Origin of the sequence: Notoacmeibacter ruber (assembly GCF_003668555.1) — a bacterium.
GTDB lineage: Bacteria > Pseudomonadota > Alphaproteobacteria > Rhizobiales > Rhizobiaceae > Notoacmeibacter > Notoacmeibacter ruber.
In genome coordinates this window covers 136,336-150,940 of sequence record NZ_RCWN01000001.1, presented here as the reverse complement: position 1 = coordinate 150,940, position 14,605 = coordinate 136,336, and the positions used below count along the sequence as shown (strand labels likewise).

Sequence of the window (14,605 nt, the reverse complement as noted above, 5' to 3'; positions counted from 1 at the left end):
AGGCCCTGTCAATCGCCGCCTTTGCGGTTCTGCCGTTTTTCGCTGCAGGGCAATAACGGCATCCGTCACCGGTGAGGATTGGCCGTCTGCCAGGCGTTGGACGGCTTGCGCAGGACTGGGACGGGTGTCTGTGTTTTTCTCTTAGGAAAGATGGTGGAGCCAAGGGGAGTCGAACCCCTGACCTCTACAATGCCATTGTAGCGCTCTCCCAACTGAGCTATGGCCCCACGCCTTGCGAGCCCAGCGGCTCGACTTCCGTGGCGGTGCTGCACGCGGACAGCACCGTTTGGGATGGCGGGCTTCTATCCGGCCCTGCCGAAACGATCAAGAGGCTAGATGCAGGCCGGCAAAATTTTTCTGCGCCAGCCTGCCTGACAATCAGCTATCGTCTTCGTTGTCACCGCCGACCGCGATGATGTCGGAGACATCGTCGTCGTCGTCATCATCTTCGTCATCGCCGAGGAACGGATCGTCGTCGTCATCCTCAAGGTCGATGTCGTCGGTGTCCATATCGACATCGGAGTCAGCCGCCTTCGACTTGACCGTGCCAGTCTCTTCGTCGTCCTCAGCTTCTTCAAGGCTGACGAATTCGGATTCGTCTTCCTCTTCGGTCTCCGTCTCCGCTTCCTCGACCTTGTCCTTAACGGGCTCGGCCTTCTTCACCGCTGCCGTTTCTTCGAAGAAGGAAAGCGGATAGGTCTTGCCCGTATAGGGTGAGACGATCGGATCCTTGTTCAGATCGTAGAATTTCTTGCCGGTTTCGGGGCAAGTACGCTTGGTGCCGAGTTCGGTTTTAGCCACGGTTTCCAGTTCCCTGCTCTCTCGCGCTTCCGGCCGAGCCATGCCGCTACCGGTTTCGCGTCAGATTGTACGATTTTGGCCAGCCCATAACCCCGGTGGCGAAAACTGTCAAAGGTCATCGCTCCGAAAGCGTCATCGGACGGATGACCATCTCGCCCCATCATGCTAAGCGCACGCCGCCTGAATATGAAACAGCACCCTTGCCGAGGCACGACATCATGCATCAAGCCGCTCCCCTTCCAGCGACCGCGCACAGGGCCGATTCCCTTTCCGGCGCGATTCGCGTACCGGGCGACAAGTCCATATCGCACCGCTCGCTGATGTTTGGCGGGCTGGCGAGTGGAGAGACGGTCATCACCGGCCTCCTGGAGGGCGAGGACGTGCTCGCGACCGGACGGGCCATGGCGGCGATGGGCGCAAAGGTGACGCGGGAAGACGCCTGCTGGCGTGTCTTCGGCACGGGCAATGGCGCGCTGCTCGAACCCGAAAGCCCGCTCGACTTCGGCAATGCGGGGACGGGCTGCCGGCTGACGATGGGCCTTGTGGGATCGTACCACATGACCAGCCGTTTCATCGGTGATGCGTCACTTTCCCGCCGACCAATGAAACGGGTGCTGGATCCGCTGCGGCAGATGGGCGTTGCCGTCGAAGCGGAAGAGGGAGATCGACTGCCGGTCACCCTTCGCGGGCCTGCAACGCCCGTTCCGATCACCTATCGCGTCCCGGTCGCCTCCGCGCAGGTGAAAAGCGCGGTTCTGCTTGCGGGCCTCAATATCGCCGGCACGACCACCGTCATCGAGCCGGTCATGACGCGCGATCATACCGAAAAGATGCTGATGGGTTTCGGGGCAAAAATCGAGGTTGCGGAGGATGCGGACGGCGTACGGACCATCCGCATAGAAGGACAACCGACCCTGAAGGGCCGCACCATCGATGTTCCAGGCGATCCATCTTCGGCCGCCTTTCCTCTCGTCGCCGGCCTGATTGTGCCGGGCGCGGACATCACTATCGAAAACGTGCTGATGAACCCGACGCGGACGGGCATCGTTCTGACGCTTCAGGAAATGGGTGGACTGATCGATATCGTGAACTGGCGTGACGCCGGCGGCGAAGATGTGGCCGATCTGCGCGTGCGGTCATCCGAGCTGAAAGGTGTGGCGGTGCCGCCTGAACGCGCGCCCTCCATGATCGACGAATATCCGGTGCTTGCCGTGGCCGCCGCATTCGCCGAGGGCGAAACCGTCATGGATGGGATCGAGGAATTGCGCGTCAAGGAAAGCGACCGGCTCCATGCGGTCGCGCGGGGGCTTGAGGCCAATGGCGTCGACTGCACCGAAAGCGAAGCCTGCCTGACCGTACGCGGCACGCCCAGCGGAAAGGGCATCGGTGGCGGGACTGTCGAAACCCATCTCGACCACCGCATTGCCATGGCGTTCCTGACCATGGGCCTCGCTGCCGAGAAACCGGTCACGATCGACGATTCCCGAATGGTTGCGACGAGCTTCCCGCAATTCTTCGATCTGATGGGAGAATTGGGCGCGACGATTTCCCGAACGACTCCAGAGGGCGACGATCGCTGATGGACAAATCACCCCTGACCATCGCTATCGACGGGCCGGCAGCATCGGGCAAGGGCACGCTGTCGCGGCGGCTCGCCGCACATTACGGCCTTCGCCATCTGGACACGGGCCTGACCTATCGGGCGGTCGCCAAGGCCATGATCGACCGGGACGCGTCTCTCGACGATGAGGACGCCGCCCTCGACGCGGCACGGACGCTGGACCTCTCGGCGATGGACCGGACCATTCTTTCAGCTCATGGCGTGGGCGAAGCCGCTTCAAGGGTCGCGGTCATGCCGGCGGTTCGCAGAGAACTGGTCGAGCGCCAACGCACCTTCGCCAATAAGGGCCATGGAGCGGTTCTCGACGGGCGCGACATCGGCACGGTGGTGCTTCCCGATGCGGACGTCAAACTCTACGTGACCGCCTCTGCGGAAATACGGGCCGAGCGTCGCTATCACGAGATCCTGCGCAATGGCGGAGAGGCACGCGAGGCCGATATTCTGGCCGACATCAAGCGGCGCGACGAGCGCGACATGGGCCGCTCCGATTCGCCGCTCCGGCCGGCTGAAGACGCACACTTGCTGGATACGAGCGAAATGGGTATAGAGGCCGCGTTCAATGCGGCACGATTGCTGATCAACGGCAAACGCTCCGCCTGACGCAAACGACGCCCGTCCGCATCCACCGCGCCGGATCGCCGCCTGCCACGCAAGAGATGCTCCCGGCAGTACGGTTTCGATGGTTCTGATATGAGAACCTGGAGTGCGCAGACGGGTCGACCCAACACGAACCACCGGCGCAGAACGGGCAAGCGAAGCGGCAAGACCGCAAATCTCAACGCTTCCCGCTGGAGATATCTAATCAAATGAGTGAAATGAATCCGTCGCGCGACGATTTTGCGGCTATGCTGGACCAGACCGAAGCCTCGGGCGATTTCGCCGCTGAAGGCAATGTGGTCGAAGGTCTCGTAACCGGCATCGAAAAAGACATGGCCGTCATCGACGTCGGCCTGAAGGTCGAAGGCCGCGTGCCGCTGCGCGAATTCGGCGTGAAGAATGGCGAACCGACCCTCAAGGTCGGCGATACGGTGGAAGTCTATGTCGAGCGCATCGAAAACGCGCTTGGCGATGCGGTCATCAGCCGCGACAAGGCCCGCCGCGAAGAAGCCTGGATCCGCCTGGAGAAGAAATTCGAGTCCGGCGAAAAGGTCGAAGGTCAGATTTTCAACCAGGTCAAGGGCGGGTTCACCGTCGATCTGGATGGCGCTGTCGCCTTCCTGCCGCGCTCGCAGGTGGACATTCGTCCGATCCGCGATGTCGGCCCGCTGATGCACACGCCGCAGCCTTTTGAAATTCTGAAGATGGACAAGCGCCGCGGCAATATCGTCGTATCCCGCCGGACTGTTCTCGAAGAGAGCCGTGCGGAGCAGCGTTCCGAGATCGTTCAGAACCTCGAAGAAGGCCAGACGGTCGAAGGCGTGGTCAAGAACATCACCGATTACGGCGCATTCGTCGACCTCGGTGGCATCGACGGCCTGCTGCACGTGACCGACATGGCATGGCGCCGCGTGAACCATCCGTCCGAGATCGTTCAGATCGGCCAGACGGTGAATGTGCAGATCATCCGCATCAACCAGGAAACGCACCGCATCAGCCTCGGCATGAAGCAGCTCGAAGCCGATCCGTGGGACGGCATCGGCGGCAAGTATCCGCTCGGCAAGAAGGTCACCGGAACGGTCACCAACATCACCGATTACGGTGCATTCGTCGAACTGGAGCCGGGCATCGAAGGCCTGATCCACGTTTCGGAGATGAGCTGGACCAAGAAGAACGTCCATCCCGGCAAGATCCTGTCGACGACGCAGGAAGTCGACGTGGTCATTCTCGAAGTCGATCCGGTCAAGCGCCGCATTTCGCTCGGCCTGAAGCAGACCCTGGAAAATCCGTGGGATGCATTCGCCCAGAGCTTCCCGGTCGGCGCAACCGTCACCGGCGAAGTCAAGAACAAGACCGAGTTCGGTCTGTTCATCGGCCTCGAAGGCGATGTGGACGGCATGGTGCACCTTTCCGACCTCAGCTGGGACCGCCCCGGCGAGCAGGTCATCGACGAATATGAGAAGGGCGACGAAGTGTCGGCCCAGGTTCTCGACGTCGACGTGGAGAAAGAGCGTATCAGCCTCGGCATCAAGCAGCTTGGCCGCGACGCCCTTGGCGATGCAGCCGCATCCGGCGAACTGCGCAAGGGCGCTGTCGTGACCTGCGAAGTGACCGCCGTGACCGATGGCGGCCTGGAAGTGAAGCTGGTCGATCACGATGTCGACAGCTTCATCCGCCGCGCCGACCTTTCCCGCGACCGTGCGGAACAGCGCCCCGAGCGCTTCTCCGTCGGTCAGAAGGTCGATGGTCGTGTCACGCAGTTCGACAAGAAGAACCGTCGCATCTCCGTCTCCATCAAGGCGCTGGAAATCGCCGAGGAGAAGGAAGCGGTCGCACAGTACGGCTCGTCCGACTCCGGTGCGTCGCTCGGCGACATTCTCGGCGCTGCGCTCAAGGAAAAGGGTAGCGACGAGTAATCGTCCCCCACTCTTTCAAAGCTCTGAGGCCCGGCGGTTATCCGCCGGGCTTTTTTTTGTCCGAGATCGGGGTTGGACGCAGTGACAGCCTCACAGTCAAAAATTGTGAGGAATTGTGATCGGACCTTCTGGTTGTAGAGATTGACGCTGGGTGATAGCTCGACCTGTCCAATTGCGGTCGAATTTGTCCGCTACCGCCCTTCTTATAGGGACCTATTCGAATAGACTGGAATTGCCTGCCCATGGCTACTGCCGGACGCGTCCTTTTCTCTGCCGTATTCTTTCTGATGAATTTTGCTGCCGTTTCTCATGCCGCCGAGCTTTCGGTTCAGGCGCGGGCCGGCATGAACATGCGCGCCGGGCCCGGCGTTCAATATGAGCGCGTCGGCTCAATGGCGGAAAATGCCAGCGGACGGCTTCTCGAATGCACCCCGCAGGGCCGCTGGTGCCGTGTCGAGGCTGCCACCGGCACTGGCTGGATCGCTGGCGCCTTCCTGATCCTGCAGGATGGCGATCTGTCCGGCTCGCGGGTGCGCGATGTGGCAAGCAGGATCAGTTTCACGCCTGACGACAAAAAGAGAAAGCGAGACGCTTCCACGCCAACGGCGGTTCCCGGATCCGATCCGGGCAACACAGCCGCCGGAGCCCCGAAGTCTGAACTCGGCGTCTGTTTCTATTCGGAATATGAAGAAGCCGGCGAAGCCGATTGCCACGATCGCGCCGACGAAGCGATAACCCTCGGGCGCGAATGGAACGATCGCATCGCTTCCGCGCGGATCGGCGATGGCTACATCGTCACGGTATGCGATAATTACGGCCTGACCGGCCGGTGCCAGACCTTCAGGAAATCGATCGATCGAATGCCCGCCGCACTCAATGGCCGCATATCGTCCTGGCGCATTGAGAAGGAAGGATGAGGGCAAGCATTCTCATTGCATTGCGCCGATACCTTGCTTAGGTGCTTGGCGGATAGATCGCCGCCATTTTCCAGCAATGAGAGAGCTGACCGTCTTGTCTGACCGCCCCCATACGCCGCTTCTTGATCGCATCGATACGCCGGCCGACCTGAAGGCGCTTTCCGATGACGAACTGTCACGGCTGGCCCATGAACTGCGACAGGAAACGATCTCGGCCGTTTCGGAGACAGGCGGCCATCTGGGCGCGTCGCTGGGCGTGGTGGAGATGACGGTTGCCATTCACGCCATCTTCGATACGCCACGCGACAAGCTTGTCTGGGATGTCGGCCATCAGACCTACCCCCACAAGATTCTGACCGGACGCCGAGACCGCATCCGCACCTTGCGGCAGGGCGGCGGACTTTCCGGCTTCACCAAACGCTCCGAGAGCGAATACGACCCATTCGGCGCGGCCCACTCCTCGACATCGATTTCCGCCGCCCTCGGTTTCGCGGCCGGACGCGATTTCGGCATGGAAACCGGCGATGCGATCGCCGTGATCGGTGATGGCGCGATGAGCGCCGGCATGGCCTATGAGGCACTGAACAATGCCGGACATCTCGGCAAGCGATTGGTCGTCATCCTCAATGATAACGAGATGAGCATTGCGCCGCCGGTCGGCGCGATGAGCCGCTATCTCTCGCGTCTATATGCGGGCAAGCCGCTGCAGGACTTTCGTTCTCTTGCGAAGGGCGCCGTCTCCCTCCTGCCGCCACCGTTCCGGGAGGGCGCGGAACGCGCCAAGCATCTCGTCAAGGGAATGGTGGTCGGTGGAACGCTGTTCGAAGAGCTCGGCTTTTCCTATGCCGGTCCGATCGATGGTCACGATATCCATGCATTGCTCGCCGTGCTGCGTGCCGTCAAGGCGCGCGCCCACGGGCCGGTGCTGCTTCATACCATCACCAAGAAGGGCAAAGGCTATGCTCCGGCCGAAGCCTCGGCCGACAAGTACCATGGCGTTTCGAAATTCGACGTGCCCTCTGGCAAGCAGTTCAAGGCGAAGAGCAACGCCCCTGCCTATACGAAGGTCTTTGCCGACAGCCTCATCCACCATGCCGAGAAGGACCGGAGGATTTGTGCGGTCACGGCCGCCATGCCGTCCGGCACCGGGCTCGACGTCTTCGGAAAACGCTTTCCTTCCCGCACTTTCGATGTCGGCATTGCCGAACAGCACGCCGTGACCTTCTGCGGCGCTCTGGCGGCCAGCGGCATGAAGCCCTTTTGCGCTATCTACTCAACCTTTCTGCAGCGAGCCTATGACCAGGTCGTTCACGACATCGCGCTGCAAAATCTGCCGGTACGCTTTGCGATCGACAGGGCCGGCCTGGTTGGGGCTGACGGCGCAACCCATGCCGGCTCTTTCGACCTCGCCTATCTCGGCAATCTGCCCGGCTTCACCATCATGGCTCCGGCTGATGAAGCCGAATTGCGTCATATGGTCGCCACGGCCGTGACCATCAATGACGGACCTTCCGCCATCCGCTTTCCGCGAGGCGAAGGTGTTGGCGTCGAAATGCCCGAGGAAGGCGAAGTGCTGCCAATCGGCAAGGGGCGTATCATTCGCGAAGGTGGGCGCGTGGCCATCCTATCGCTCGGCCCTCGCCTTGCGGAAGCGCTGAAAGCAGCCGAAGACCTCGAAACCAGAGGACTTTCAGCCACGGTGGCCGATGCGCGGTTTGCCAAACCTCTCGACGAAGATCTCCTGGCGCGACTGGCGCGCGATCATGAAGTTCTGGTGACGGTCGAGGAAGGCGCGATCGGCGGCTTCGGCAGCCACGTCGCCCAGAGACTTCTCGAAGGCGGCTTTCTCGACGGCGGATTGAAATTCCGCTCTTTGACACTGCCCGATCGTTTCATCGACCAGGATTCCGCTTCCGCGATGTATGAAGAGGCCGGCCTCAACGCCGGAAATATTGTCCGCACGATCATGGGGGCACTGGGCATGTCCTCAATCGCCGCATCAAGCTAAGGCGGTCGCACAGAGTGCAGATATGCTGCGATGCAGCATTAAAATTTCCTTTTATGTGAACGATATGCTGGACTTTATTGTGCATTGCACGATGGTATTTATACCATGCTGCGATACAGCATAAACAGTTGAAAAGAGCTTCATTCGCAGGCGACTGACCTCTTAGCTGGCCTTGCGAAGTTCGCTGTGCTTTTTCAGAACGCGATGACCATCATCCTGCTCGATCAGATAGGCCGGATTGTCGTCCGAAGCGTCACGCTTGACCTCTGTGCCGTCGATGGTGCGCGTCACTTCCTCGGTGAACTTCTCCTGCACCTTGCCTTGTGCGGTGCCGTTTCCCCAGTCCCACTCCACTTTCGTATTCGCCGGATAGTCCTTCGCCATCACTCTCTCCACGCGTTGGTTCAATGCCGGCTCAATTCCGCCGGCTCCGCTTCGGTTCCCTGCAACGAAAAACGAGAGCAGGGCGTTGTCGATGCAGAACAGAAGAATAATCAGAGAAGGGATGCACCATGCCTGAATTTCAATATGAAGTCGGAATCGTGCCGGATGACCGGAGTGTCGGGGATGACGGCGATTCACCTGGTATCAGCCAGGAGATCACGGTCGACGATCTGGAGGGCATCGCGTTCTCGAGCCAGCCTCGCGATGAGCGCCTTCGTCGTCTTCGAGAGATCCGAAACGAGATCTATGCACGCCAGAGCGCCGATCGCGGCCATGACTTCGACGGGCTGCTCACGGAAGTGGAACGGCTGATCGCGGAGATCGACGGAGACGAGGATGGCGGCGCCAGCCTTTTCGCGGCAATGGACGACCAGAATCTCTCCACCATGTCGCCGGACGAGCGCGACGAGGAACTGGACGAGGACTGAAATGACAAAGGATCACGGATCGTCCGTCAAAAATGACGAGACATATGAGGAGCTGCGCGGGAAGGGCTATTCGAAGCAGAAGTCCGCGGCGATCGCCAATGCGCAGGAAAATAGCGATATGCACCCTTCGAAAAAGGGCGGAAACGCATCTCCCTACGAAGAATGGACGAAGGACGAACTCTACGATCGTGCCCAGGAGCTCGATATTGATGGGCGGTCCGATATGTCCAAGGATGAACTGATCCAAGCGCTGCGCAACAATTAGCATCGGGCCGGGTCAGCAGTTTTGTGCCCTACCCCTGAACAGGCTTTTGTCACGTTTGATTTTTCAATCAGGAGATTTTTATGCCTAAAAGTACGAATCCCGCCACGGGCGAGACATTCGAAGAACTCGCTTCGCACGATGATGAGCATGTCCAACGCGCTCTCGAAAACGCGGATCGGGCTTTTGCCGAATGGCGTGAGACCTCTTTTGCGGAGCGCTCTTCGATCCTCAACAGGGTCGCCGATATCCTCGAGGCCCAAACCGACAAGCTGGGACGCCTCGCCGTACTCGAAATGGGCAAGCGTCTCGAAGAGGCGAAGGCCGAAGTGAACAAATGCGCCTCTGTCTGCCGCTATTACGCGGACAACGCAGCCGACTTTCTCGCCGATGAAGCGCATGAAAGCGCGGCCGAGAAGACATTCGTGACCTACCAGCCGATTGGTCTGGTGCTGGCTGTCATGCCGTGGAATTTTCCGTACTGGCAGCTTTTCCGTTTTGCCGCACCAAACCTGATGGCCGGTAATGTCGGCATTCTGAAACATGCGAGCAATGTGCCGCAGTGCGCCATGGCGATCGAAGAGGTCTTTTCAGAGGCCGGTTTGCCGCAAGGCTGCTTCCAGACCCTCCTGATCGGTTCGGACAAGATTGAAGCTCTGATCGATGACGAACGTGTCAAGGCAGTCACGCTGACCGGGTCGGAACCGGCCGGCGCAGCGGTGGCCAGCCAGGCTGCCAAGCATATCAAGAAGGCTGTTCTCGAACTCGGTGGATCCGACGCTTTCATCGTGATGCCGAGCGCCGATATCGATGCGGCTATCGAGACGGGCGTGAAGGCGCGGCTCCAGAATAACGGCCAAAGCTGCATCGCGGCCAAGCGTTTCATCGTCCACGAGGACGTCTATGATCAGGTCCTAGCCGGCTTCAAGCAGAAGTTCGAGGCGCTCACCATCGGCGATCCCATGGAAGAGTCGATCGATCTCGGGCCGCTTGCGACAGAGGATATTCGTGACGAATTGGCGGAACAGGTGAAGAAAAGCGTCGAGGACGGCGCCAAACTCGTCATCGGAGGCGAAGTGCCAGACCGCGATGGCTGGTTCTACGCGCCGACGATCCTCTCCGATATTCCAAAAGACGCTCCTGCCTATCAGGAGGAGTTTTTCGGGCCGGTCGCGCTGTTCTTCAAAGCGAAGGATATCGATGAGGCCGTCGAGATTGCCAATGCGACGAGCTTCGGCCTTTCATCTGCGGCCTTCACAAAGGATGCTGACGAACAGAAACGATTCATCCGCGATCTGGTCGCCGGCGGCACGTTCATCAACCGTATGACGGCGTCCGACCCGCGCATTCCGTTCGGCGGCGTCAAGCATTCCGGCTATGGACGCGAACTTTCCGCGGAAGGCATCCGCGAATTCGTGAATGTGAAGACGGTTGCCATCGATAGTCCAGCGGTCTGATTGTCGGGGCAGGTTTCCTGTCAGCATAAAAAGAGGGCGATGGAGTAATCCATCGCCCTTCGTTTCAACCGCCAGATGGGCGGCCGTTAAATCAATAGGCCGCTGCGTCAGCCGTATTTTCCACCGCAGACTGCGTGGCATCGACGGTGTTGGCCGTATCCTGGCCCATACCGCGGATCGTGTTGCCGCAGCCGGCGAGCGACGGTGCGATGAACGCTACAAGTGCGGTGACGAAAAGAATATTTTTCATGGATGTATTCCCTCTTTCGCTATGAGGGAGAAAATCGCCAAGAGCCAACTGGTTCCCCGCAGGAGCGAATATTTTCACAGAATTGCCCGATTTCAGACCCGCGAGCCTAGCGGGTCTGCCCGGCACTGCTAACGGGGAGCAAGAAAATTTCGCGCGTTGGATTTCGTCGTGGAAAAAGGCCGGATCGGGCAGCGATCCGGCCTTCAAGATGAGCCGCAGCACGGGGCAGGCATGATGCGGCACGGCAGTGAAACGGGGTTTCGTTTTCTGCGCAGTGTCATCATGGCAAGAACGCGTAACGCACAAATGACAGTCGGTCGGCGGGAGCTAGTTCTCGACACCGCTATCGACGGCCAAGGGGCGTATCAGGCGTTCATCCTCGGTGAGCGGCCGTTCCCATATCGGAGCGCCATCATCAGAGAAGCGCCCGTCCACCGAGGTCACGGCACCGGGAGGGCGCATGGTCGCCGAGGTCGATTGGCAACCGGCGATCGACAAGAGAGTCGCGCCGACGATGCCGACACATAACCATGCCTGAAAGGCGCAGGGCATGCGGCGGCCATCGGCGAACGAACTCAATGCGCTTCGTCCCAGTTGGAGGCCGCCTGCGCGTCCACCTGTAGCGGCACAGCCATGTCTACCGCCGGCATGGCTGCGTTTTCCATCACGTCACGGATCAGGGGAATGGCGGCCTCGGCCTGACTTTCGGGCAGTTCGAAGATCAGTTCGTCATGAACCTGCAGCAGCATGGTGGCATTGAGTTTCGCTTTTTCCAGTACGCCGTCCATGCGGATCATCGCTCTTCGAATGATGTCGGCCGCAGAGCCCTGAATTGGCGCATTGATTGCGGCCCGTTCATTGAAGGAGCGGACGGAATGATTCGACGATTTGATGTCGGGATAATAAGCGCGCCGTCCGAACAGGGTCTCCACATAACCATGCTCGCGCGCAAAGGCCTTCGTGGCGTCCATATAATCGCGAATGCCGGGGAAGCGCTCGAAATAGCGCTTGATGTATTCTCCGGCTTCGCTGCGCTCGATACCAAGCTGATTGGCAAGCCCGAAAGCGGAGATGCCATAGATAATGCCGAAATTGATCGCCTTGGCTCGACGGCGAACCTCTCCGGGCATTCCCTCGACGGGCACACCGAACATCTCGCTTGCCGTCATCGCGTGAATATCGATCCCTTCGGCGAAAGCCTGTCGAAGCTGCGGTATGTCGGCGATGTGAGCGAGGATGCGCAGCTCGATCTGGCTGTAATCGGCCGAAATCAGAACGTTGCCCGGCTCCGCGATGAAGGCGGTGCGAATCTTCCGGCCTTCGCTCGTGCGAATCGGAATGTTCTGCAGGTTGGGTTCCGACGATGAAAGGCGGCCTGTGGTGGTTGCCGCCATCTGGTAGGAGGTGTGAACCCGCTTTGTCTCGGGGTGGATATAACCGGGCAGCGCATCGGTGTAGGTGCTCTTCAGCTTGGTGAGCTGGCGCCAATCGACAATGCGCCGAGGCAAGGGATGGCCCTCGGCCGCGAGATCTTCCAGGACACGCGCGCTGGTCGACCATTGGCCGGTCTTCGTCTTGGAGCCGCCGGGCAACCCCATTCGGCCAAACAGAATATCGCCAAGCTGTTTTGGCGAGCCGATATTGAAGCTCTCGCCCGCCATCTCGTAGATTTCGGCTTCGATACCCGCGGCCTGCTGGCCGAACTCGCCCGACAGTCGGGAGAGAATCTGCCGGTCGACCGAAACGCCTGCCCGCTCCATCTTACCGATGACCGGCACCAGCGGGCGCTCCAGCCTCTCATAGACGGAGACCACACCGTCCGCCGTCAGTCGTGGCTTCATGGCAAGCCATAGCCTCAGCGTGATATCGGCATCCTCTGCGGCATATTCCGTGGCTTTATCCATCGTCACGCGGTCGAACGTGACGGCGTTCTTTCCGGTTCCGCAAACATCCTTGTACGGAATGGGCTTGTGACCAAGCCAGCGATCGGCCAGCGGATCCATGCCGTGGCCGCCCTGGCTGCCGGCTGTCCGCCCCGCTTCGATGACATAGGAAATCAGCATGGTGTCGTCGAAATTGACAATTTCGATCGGCTCACCTTCCACATCGCATCGCGCCATGACCACCATATCGAACTTGATGTTCTGGCCGATCTTCAGGCATGCGGGATCCTCCAGCAATTCCCGCAGGGCGCTCAGCGCGTCCCGCTCGGGAATCTGACCTGCACAGAGACTGTCACTGCCCAGAAGGTCGCCATCGCCCTCCCGGTGGCAAAGGGGCACATAGCAGGCATATCCCGGCTCGACGGCCAGCGAAAACCCGCACAGCTTCGCCTGCATGGGGTCGAGACTGTCGGTCTCGGTGTCAAAGGCGACATGGCCCTGATCGCGGGCGGCGGCGATCCATGCGCGCAATCGCTCCAGCGTGCCGACGGTTTCATATTTACTGTGGTCGAAGGCAATGTCGCGGATTTCGGCAGCGCGCTTCTCGGCAAGCGCCTGCGGCGCCATACCCTCCGTAGGCGCGGCGAGCACATCGTCTTTCGATGGCCCCTCTCCAGGGTCGAGATCCGGGCCGTGTGCGCTTTCCCACTCCACCTTCACATCCGCCGCATCGATCGCGGATGCATCGGCTTCCGTCTGATCGGCAACACGCTTGGTCAGGGTGGTAAACTGCATCGTCTTCAGAAAGCCGATCAGTTTCGGTCCGTTGAGATCCGAAAGGGTCAACGCATCGAGCGGAAGCTCCAGATCCACATCGTCACGGAGGCGCACCAGTTCGCGCGAAAGACGCGCATTATCGGCATGCTCAATCAGATTTTCGCGCCGCTTCTTCTGTTTGATGGTCTCGGCCTGGGCTAGCAGCGTATCGAGATCGCCAAACTCTTCGAGAAGTTGCGCCGCGGTTTTCGGCCCGATTCCCGGCACACCCGGAACATTATCGATGGAATCGCCCGTCAACGCCTGAAGCTCGATCATCTTGTCAGGCCGGACGCCGAATTTCTCGATCACCTCATCGACGCCGATCTCCTTGTCCTTCATCGGATCGTACATGCCGACCGTAGGACCGACGAGCTGCATCAGGTCCTTGTCGGAGGAGATGATCGTCGTATCGCCGCCCGCTTCGCAGGCCAGTCGGCAATAGGTTGCGATGATATCGTCGGCCTCGAACCCTTCCTGCTCGATGCAGGCTACGTCGAAAGCACGGGTCGCTTCGCGGATCAGGCCGAATTGCGGTACCAGATCTTCCGGCGGCGCCGAGCGATTGGCCTTATACTCTCCGTAGAGTTCATTCCGGAACGTCTTTGAGGAATAATCGAAGATGACGGCGAAATGGGTAGGCGTTACGCCGACTTCCGTGTCGCGGGCGTTGCGCAGCAGCTTCCAGAGCATGTTGCAGAAACCGGAAACCGCGCCGACCGGCAAACCGTCCGATTTGCGTGTGAGAGGAGGGAGCGCGTGATAAGCCCGGAAAATATAAGCCGAGCCGTCGACAAGGAAGAGATGATCGCCTTTTTTCATGGTTGGAACGCTTAGCGCGGCACGGGCGACTCGTCTATTGCGCAGTTGATGGCAGCAGGGATTTCGGCTATCCTTCGCACAACGGCAATAGATTACAGAAGCGTAATACTTCTGCCCTTGTTTTGCCCGTTTCCAGATATCAATTGTCAGTGGTCGGCGACACCAAAAGCGCCACCGTCCGGAACAAGAGGCCCGTCCCCCGCCTCCCGGACGAGACGACGGAAAGCCGCGTCCCCCTCTCGCTGGCTTCCGATCAGTAGAATGCCGCCGTGGCTTCCCCCTCCGCCACGGCGGCTTTTCTTTGTCCGATTGCATCGGGAGTGTTTGCCGAGGAGCGCCATGCGCCCTACCGTTGCCGGCAAACATAACCGCAATGGATGATT

General features: G+C 59.9%; 13 protein-coding genes and 1 tRNA gene. 8 read left to right on the top strand and 6 right to left on the bottom strand.

What is annotated here, in order from left to right:
* Positions 1–151 precede the first annotated feature (151 nt).
* Positions 152–227: transfer RNA gene (locus D8780_RS00710), tRNA-Ala, on the bottom strand.
* A 151-nt stretch (positions 228–378) separates the two neighbouring features.
* A complete protein-coding gene (locus D8780_RS00705; protein ID WP_121646270.1) occupies positions 379–801 on the bottom strand; it encodes a TIGR02300 family protein in 423 nt (140 codons plus the stop codon).
* Between the two features lie 215 nt (positions 802–1,016).
* On the opposite strand from D8780_RS00705, the gene aroA reads away from it, so the two are divergent.
* The 5 genes from aroA (at position 1,017) to dxs (ending at position 7,860) form a co-directional block, all read left to right on the top strand.
* Complete coding sequence (gene aroA / locus D8780_RS00700; RefSeq protein WP_121646269.1) at positions 1,017–2,381, top strand: 3-phosphoshikimate 1-carboxyvinyltransferase; 1,365 nt, start codon at positions 1,017–1,019, stop codon at positions 2,379–2,381.
* Entirely contained in the window at positions 2,381–3,022 is a 642-nt protein-coding gene (gene cmk, locus D8780_RS00695; protein ID WP_121643911.1) for a (d)CMP kinase, read from the top strand. The genes aroA and cmk overlap by 1 nt, the downstream gene beginning before the upstream one ends.
* A gap of 98 nt (positions 3,023–3,120) precedes the next feature.
* Positions 3,121–4,935 (top strand): 30S ribosomal protein S1, encoded by a 1,815-nt coding sequence (gene rpsA, locus D8780_RS00690; protein WP_281004577.1) that lies wholly within the window; start codon positions 3,121–3,123, stop codon positions 4,933–4,935.
* Positions 4,936–5,177: 242 nt separating this feature from the next.
* Complete coding sequence (locus D8780_RS00685; RefSeq protein WP_121643909.1) at positions 5,178–5,852, top strand: SH3 domain-containing protein; 675 nt, start codon at positions 5,178–5,180, stop codon at positions 5,850–5,852.
* A gap of 76 nt (positions 5,853–5,928) precedes the next feature.
* Entirely contained in the window at positions 5,929–7,860 is a 1,932-nt protein-coding gene (dxs, locus tag D8780_RS00680; protein ID WP_199699537.1) for a 1-deoxy-D-xylulose-5-phosphate synthase, read from the top strand.
* A gap of 162 nt (positions 7,861–8,022) precedes the next feature.
* Here dxs and D8780_RS00675 read toward each other — a convergent pair whose 3' ends face one another.
* On the bottom strand, positions 8,023–8,244 hold the full coding sequence (locus D8780_RS00675) for a hypervirulence associated TUDOR domain-containing protein (protein WP_121643908.1): 222 nt from the start codon (positions 8,242–8,244) through the stop codon (positions 8,023–8,025).
* A gap of 128 nt (positions 8,245–8,372) precedes the next feature.
* Here D8780_RS00675 and D8780_RS00670 point away from each other — a divergent pair, with 128 nt between their 5' ends.
* From D8780_RS00670 to D8780_RS00660, 3 genes are all read left to right on the top strand, one after another.
* On the top strand, positions 8,373–8,732 hold the full coding sequence (locus D8780_RS00670; RefSeq protein ID WP_121643907.1) for a hypothetical protein: 360 nt from the start codon (positions 8,373–8,375) through the stop codon (positions 8,730–8,732).
* 1 nt (position 8,733) lies between these two features.
* Positions 8,734–8,997: a DUF7218 family protein gene (locus tag D8780_RS00665; protein WP_121643906.1), complete on the top strand. Its 264-nt coding sequence runs from the start codon at positions 8,734–8,736 to the stop codon at positions 8,995–8,997.
* Positions 8,998–9,077: 80 nt separating this feature from the next.
* Positions 9,078–10,451, top strand: a complete 1,374-nt coding sequence (locus tag D8780_RS00660) for an NAD-dependent succinate-semialdehyde dehydrogenase (RefSeq protein ID WP_121643905.1) — start codon at positions 9,078–9,080, stop codon at positions 10,449–10,451.
* A 91-nt stretch (positions 10,452–10,542) separates the two neighbouring features.
* On the opposite strand, the gene D8780_RS00655 is transcribed toward D8780_RS00660, so the two are convergent.
* The 3 genes from D8780_RS00655 to polA form a co-directional block, all read right to left on the bottom strand.
* Entirely contained in the window at positions 10,543–10,701 is a 159-nt protein-coding gene (locus D8780_RS00655; RefSeq protein ID WP_121643904.1) for an entericidin domain-containing protein, read from the bottom strand.
* A gap of 327 nt (positions 10,702–11,028) precedes the next feature.
* Positions 11,029–11,280 (bottom strand): hypothetical protein, encoded by a 252-nt coding sequence (locus D8780_RS00650; protein ID WP_121643903.1) that lies wholly within the window; start codon positions 11,278–11,280, stop codon positions 11,029–11,031.
* Entirely contained in the window at positions 11,277–14,222 is a 2,946-nt protein-coding gene (gene polA / locus D8780_RS00645; RefSeq protein ID WP_121643902.1) for a DNA polymerase I, read from the bottom strand. Before polA ends, D8780_RS00650 begins: the two co-directional genes overlap by 4 nt.
* Between the last annotated feature and the right edge of the window lie 383 nt (positions 14,223–14,605).

Bases quoted from the DNA above. Each gene is read 5' to 3' on its own strand.
- polA (WP_121643902.1), bottom strand. From the start codon at position 14,222: ATGAAAAAAGGCGATCATCTCTTCCTTGTCGACGGCTCGGCTTATATT.
- D8780_RS00655 (WP_121643904.1), bottom strand. From the start codon at position 10,701: ATGAAAAATATTCTTTTCGTCACCGCACTTGTAGCGTTCATCGCACCG.
- D8780_RS00675 (WP_121643908.1), bottom strand. From the start codon at position 8,244: ATGGCGAAGGACTATCCGGCGAATACGAAAGTGGAGTGGGACTGGGGA.
- D8780_RS00670 (WP_121643907.1), top strand. From the start codon at position 8,373: ATGCCTGAATTTCAATATGAAGTCGGAATCGTGCCGGATGACCGGAGT.
- D8780_RS00660 (WP_121643905.1), top strand. From the start codon at position 9,078: ATGCCTAAAAGTACGAATCCCGCCACGGGCGAGACATTCGAAGAACTC.
- D8780_RS00685 (WP_121643909.1), top strand. From the start codon at position 5,178: ATGGCTACTGCCGGACGCGTCCTTTTCTCTGCCGTATTCTTTCTGATG.
- dxs (WP_199699537.1), top strand. From the start codon at position 5,929: ATGAGAGAGCTGACCGTCTTGTCTGACCGCCCCCATACGCCGCTTCTT.
- D8780_RS00665 (WP_121643906.1), top strand. From the start codon at position 8,734: ATGACAAAGGATCACGGATCGTCCGTCAAAAATGACGAGACATATGAG.
- cmk (WP_121643911.1), top strand. From the start codon at position 2,381: ATGGACAAATCACCCCTGACCATCGCTATCGACGGGCCGGCAGCATCG.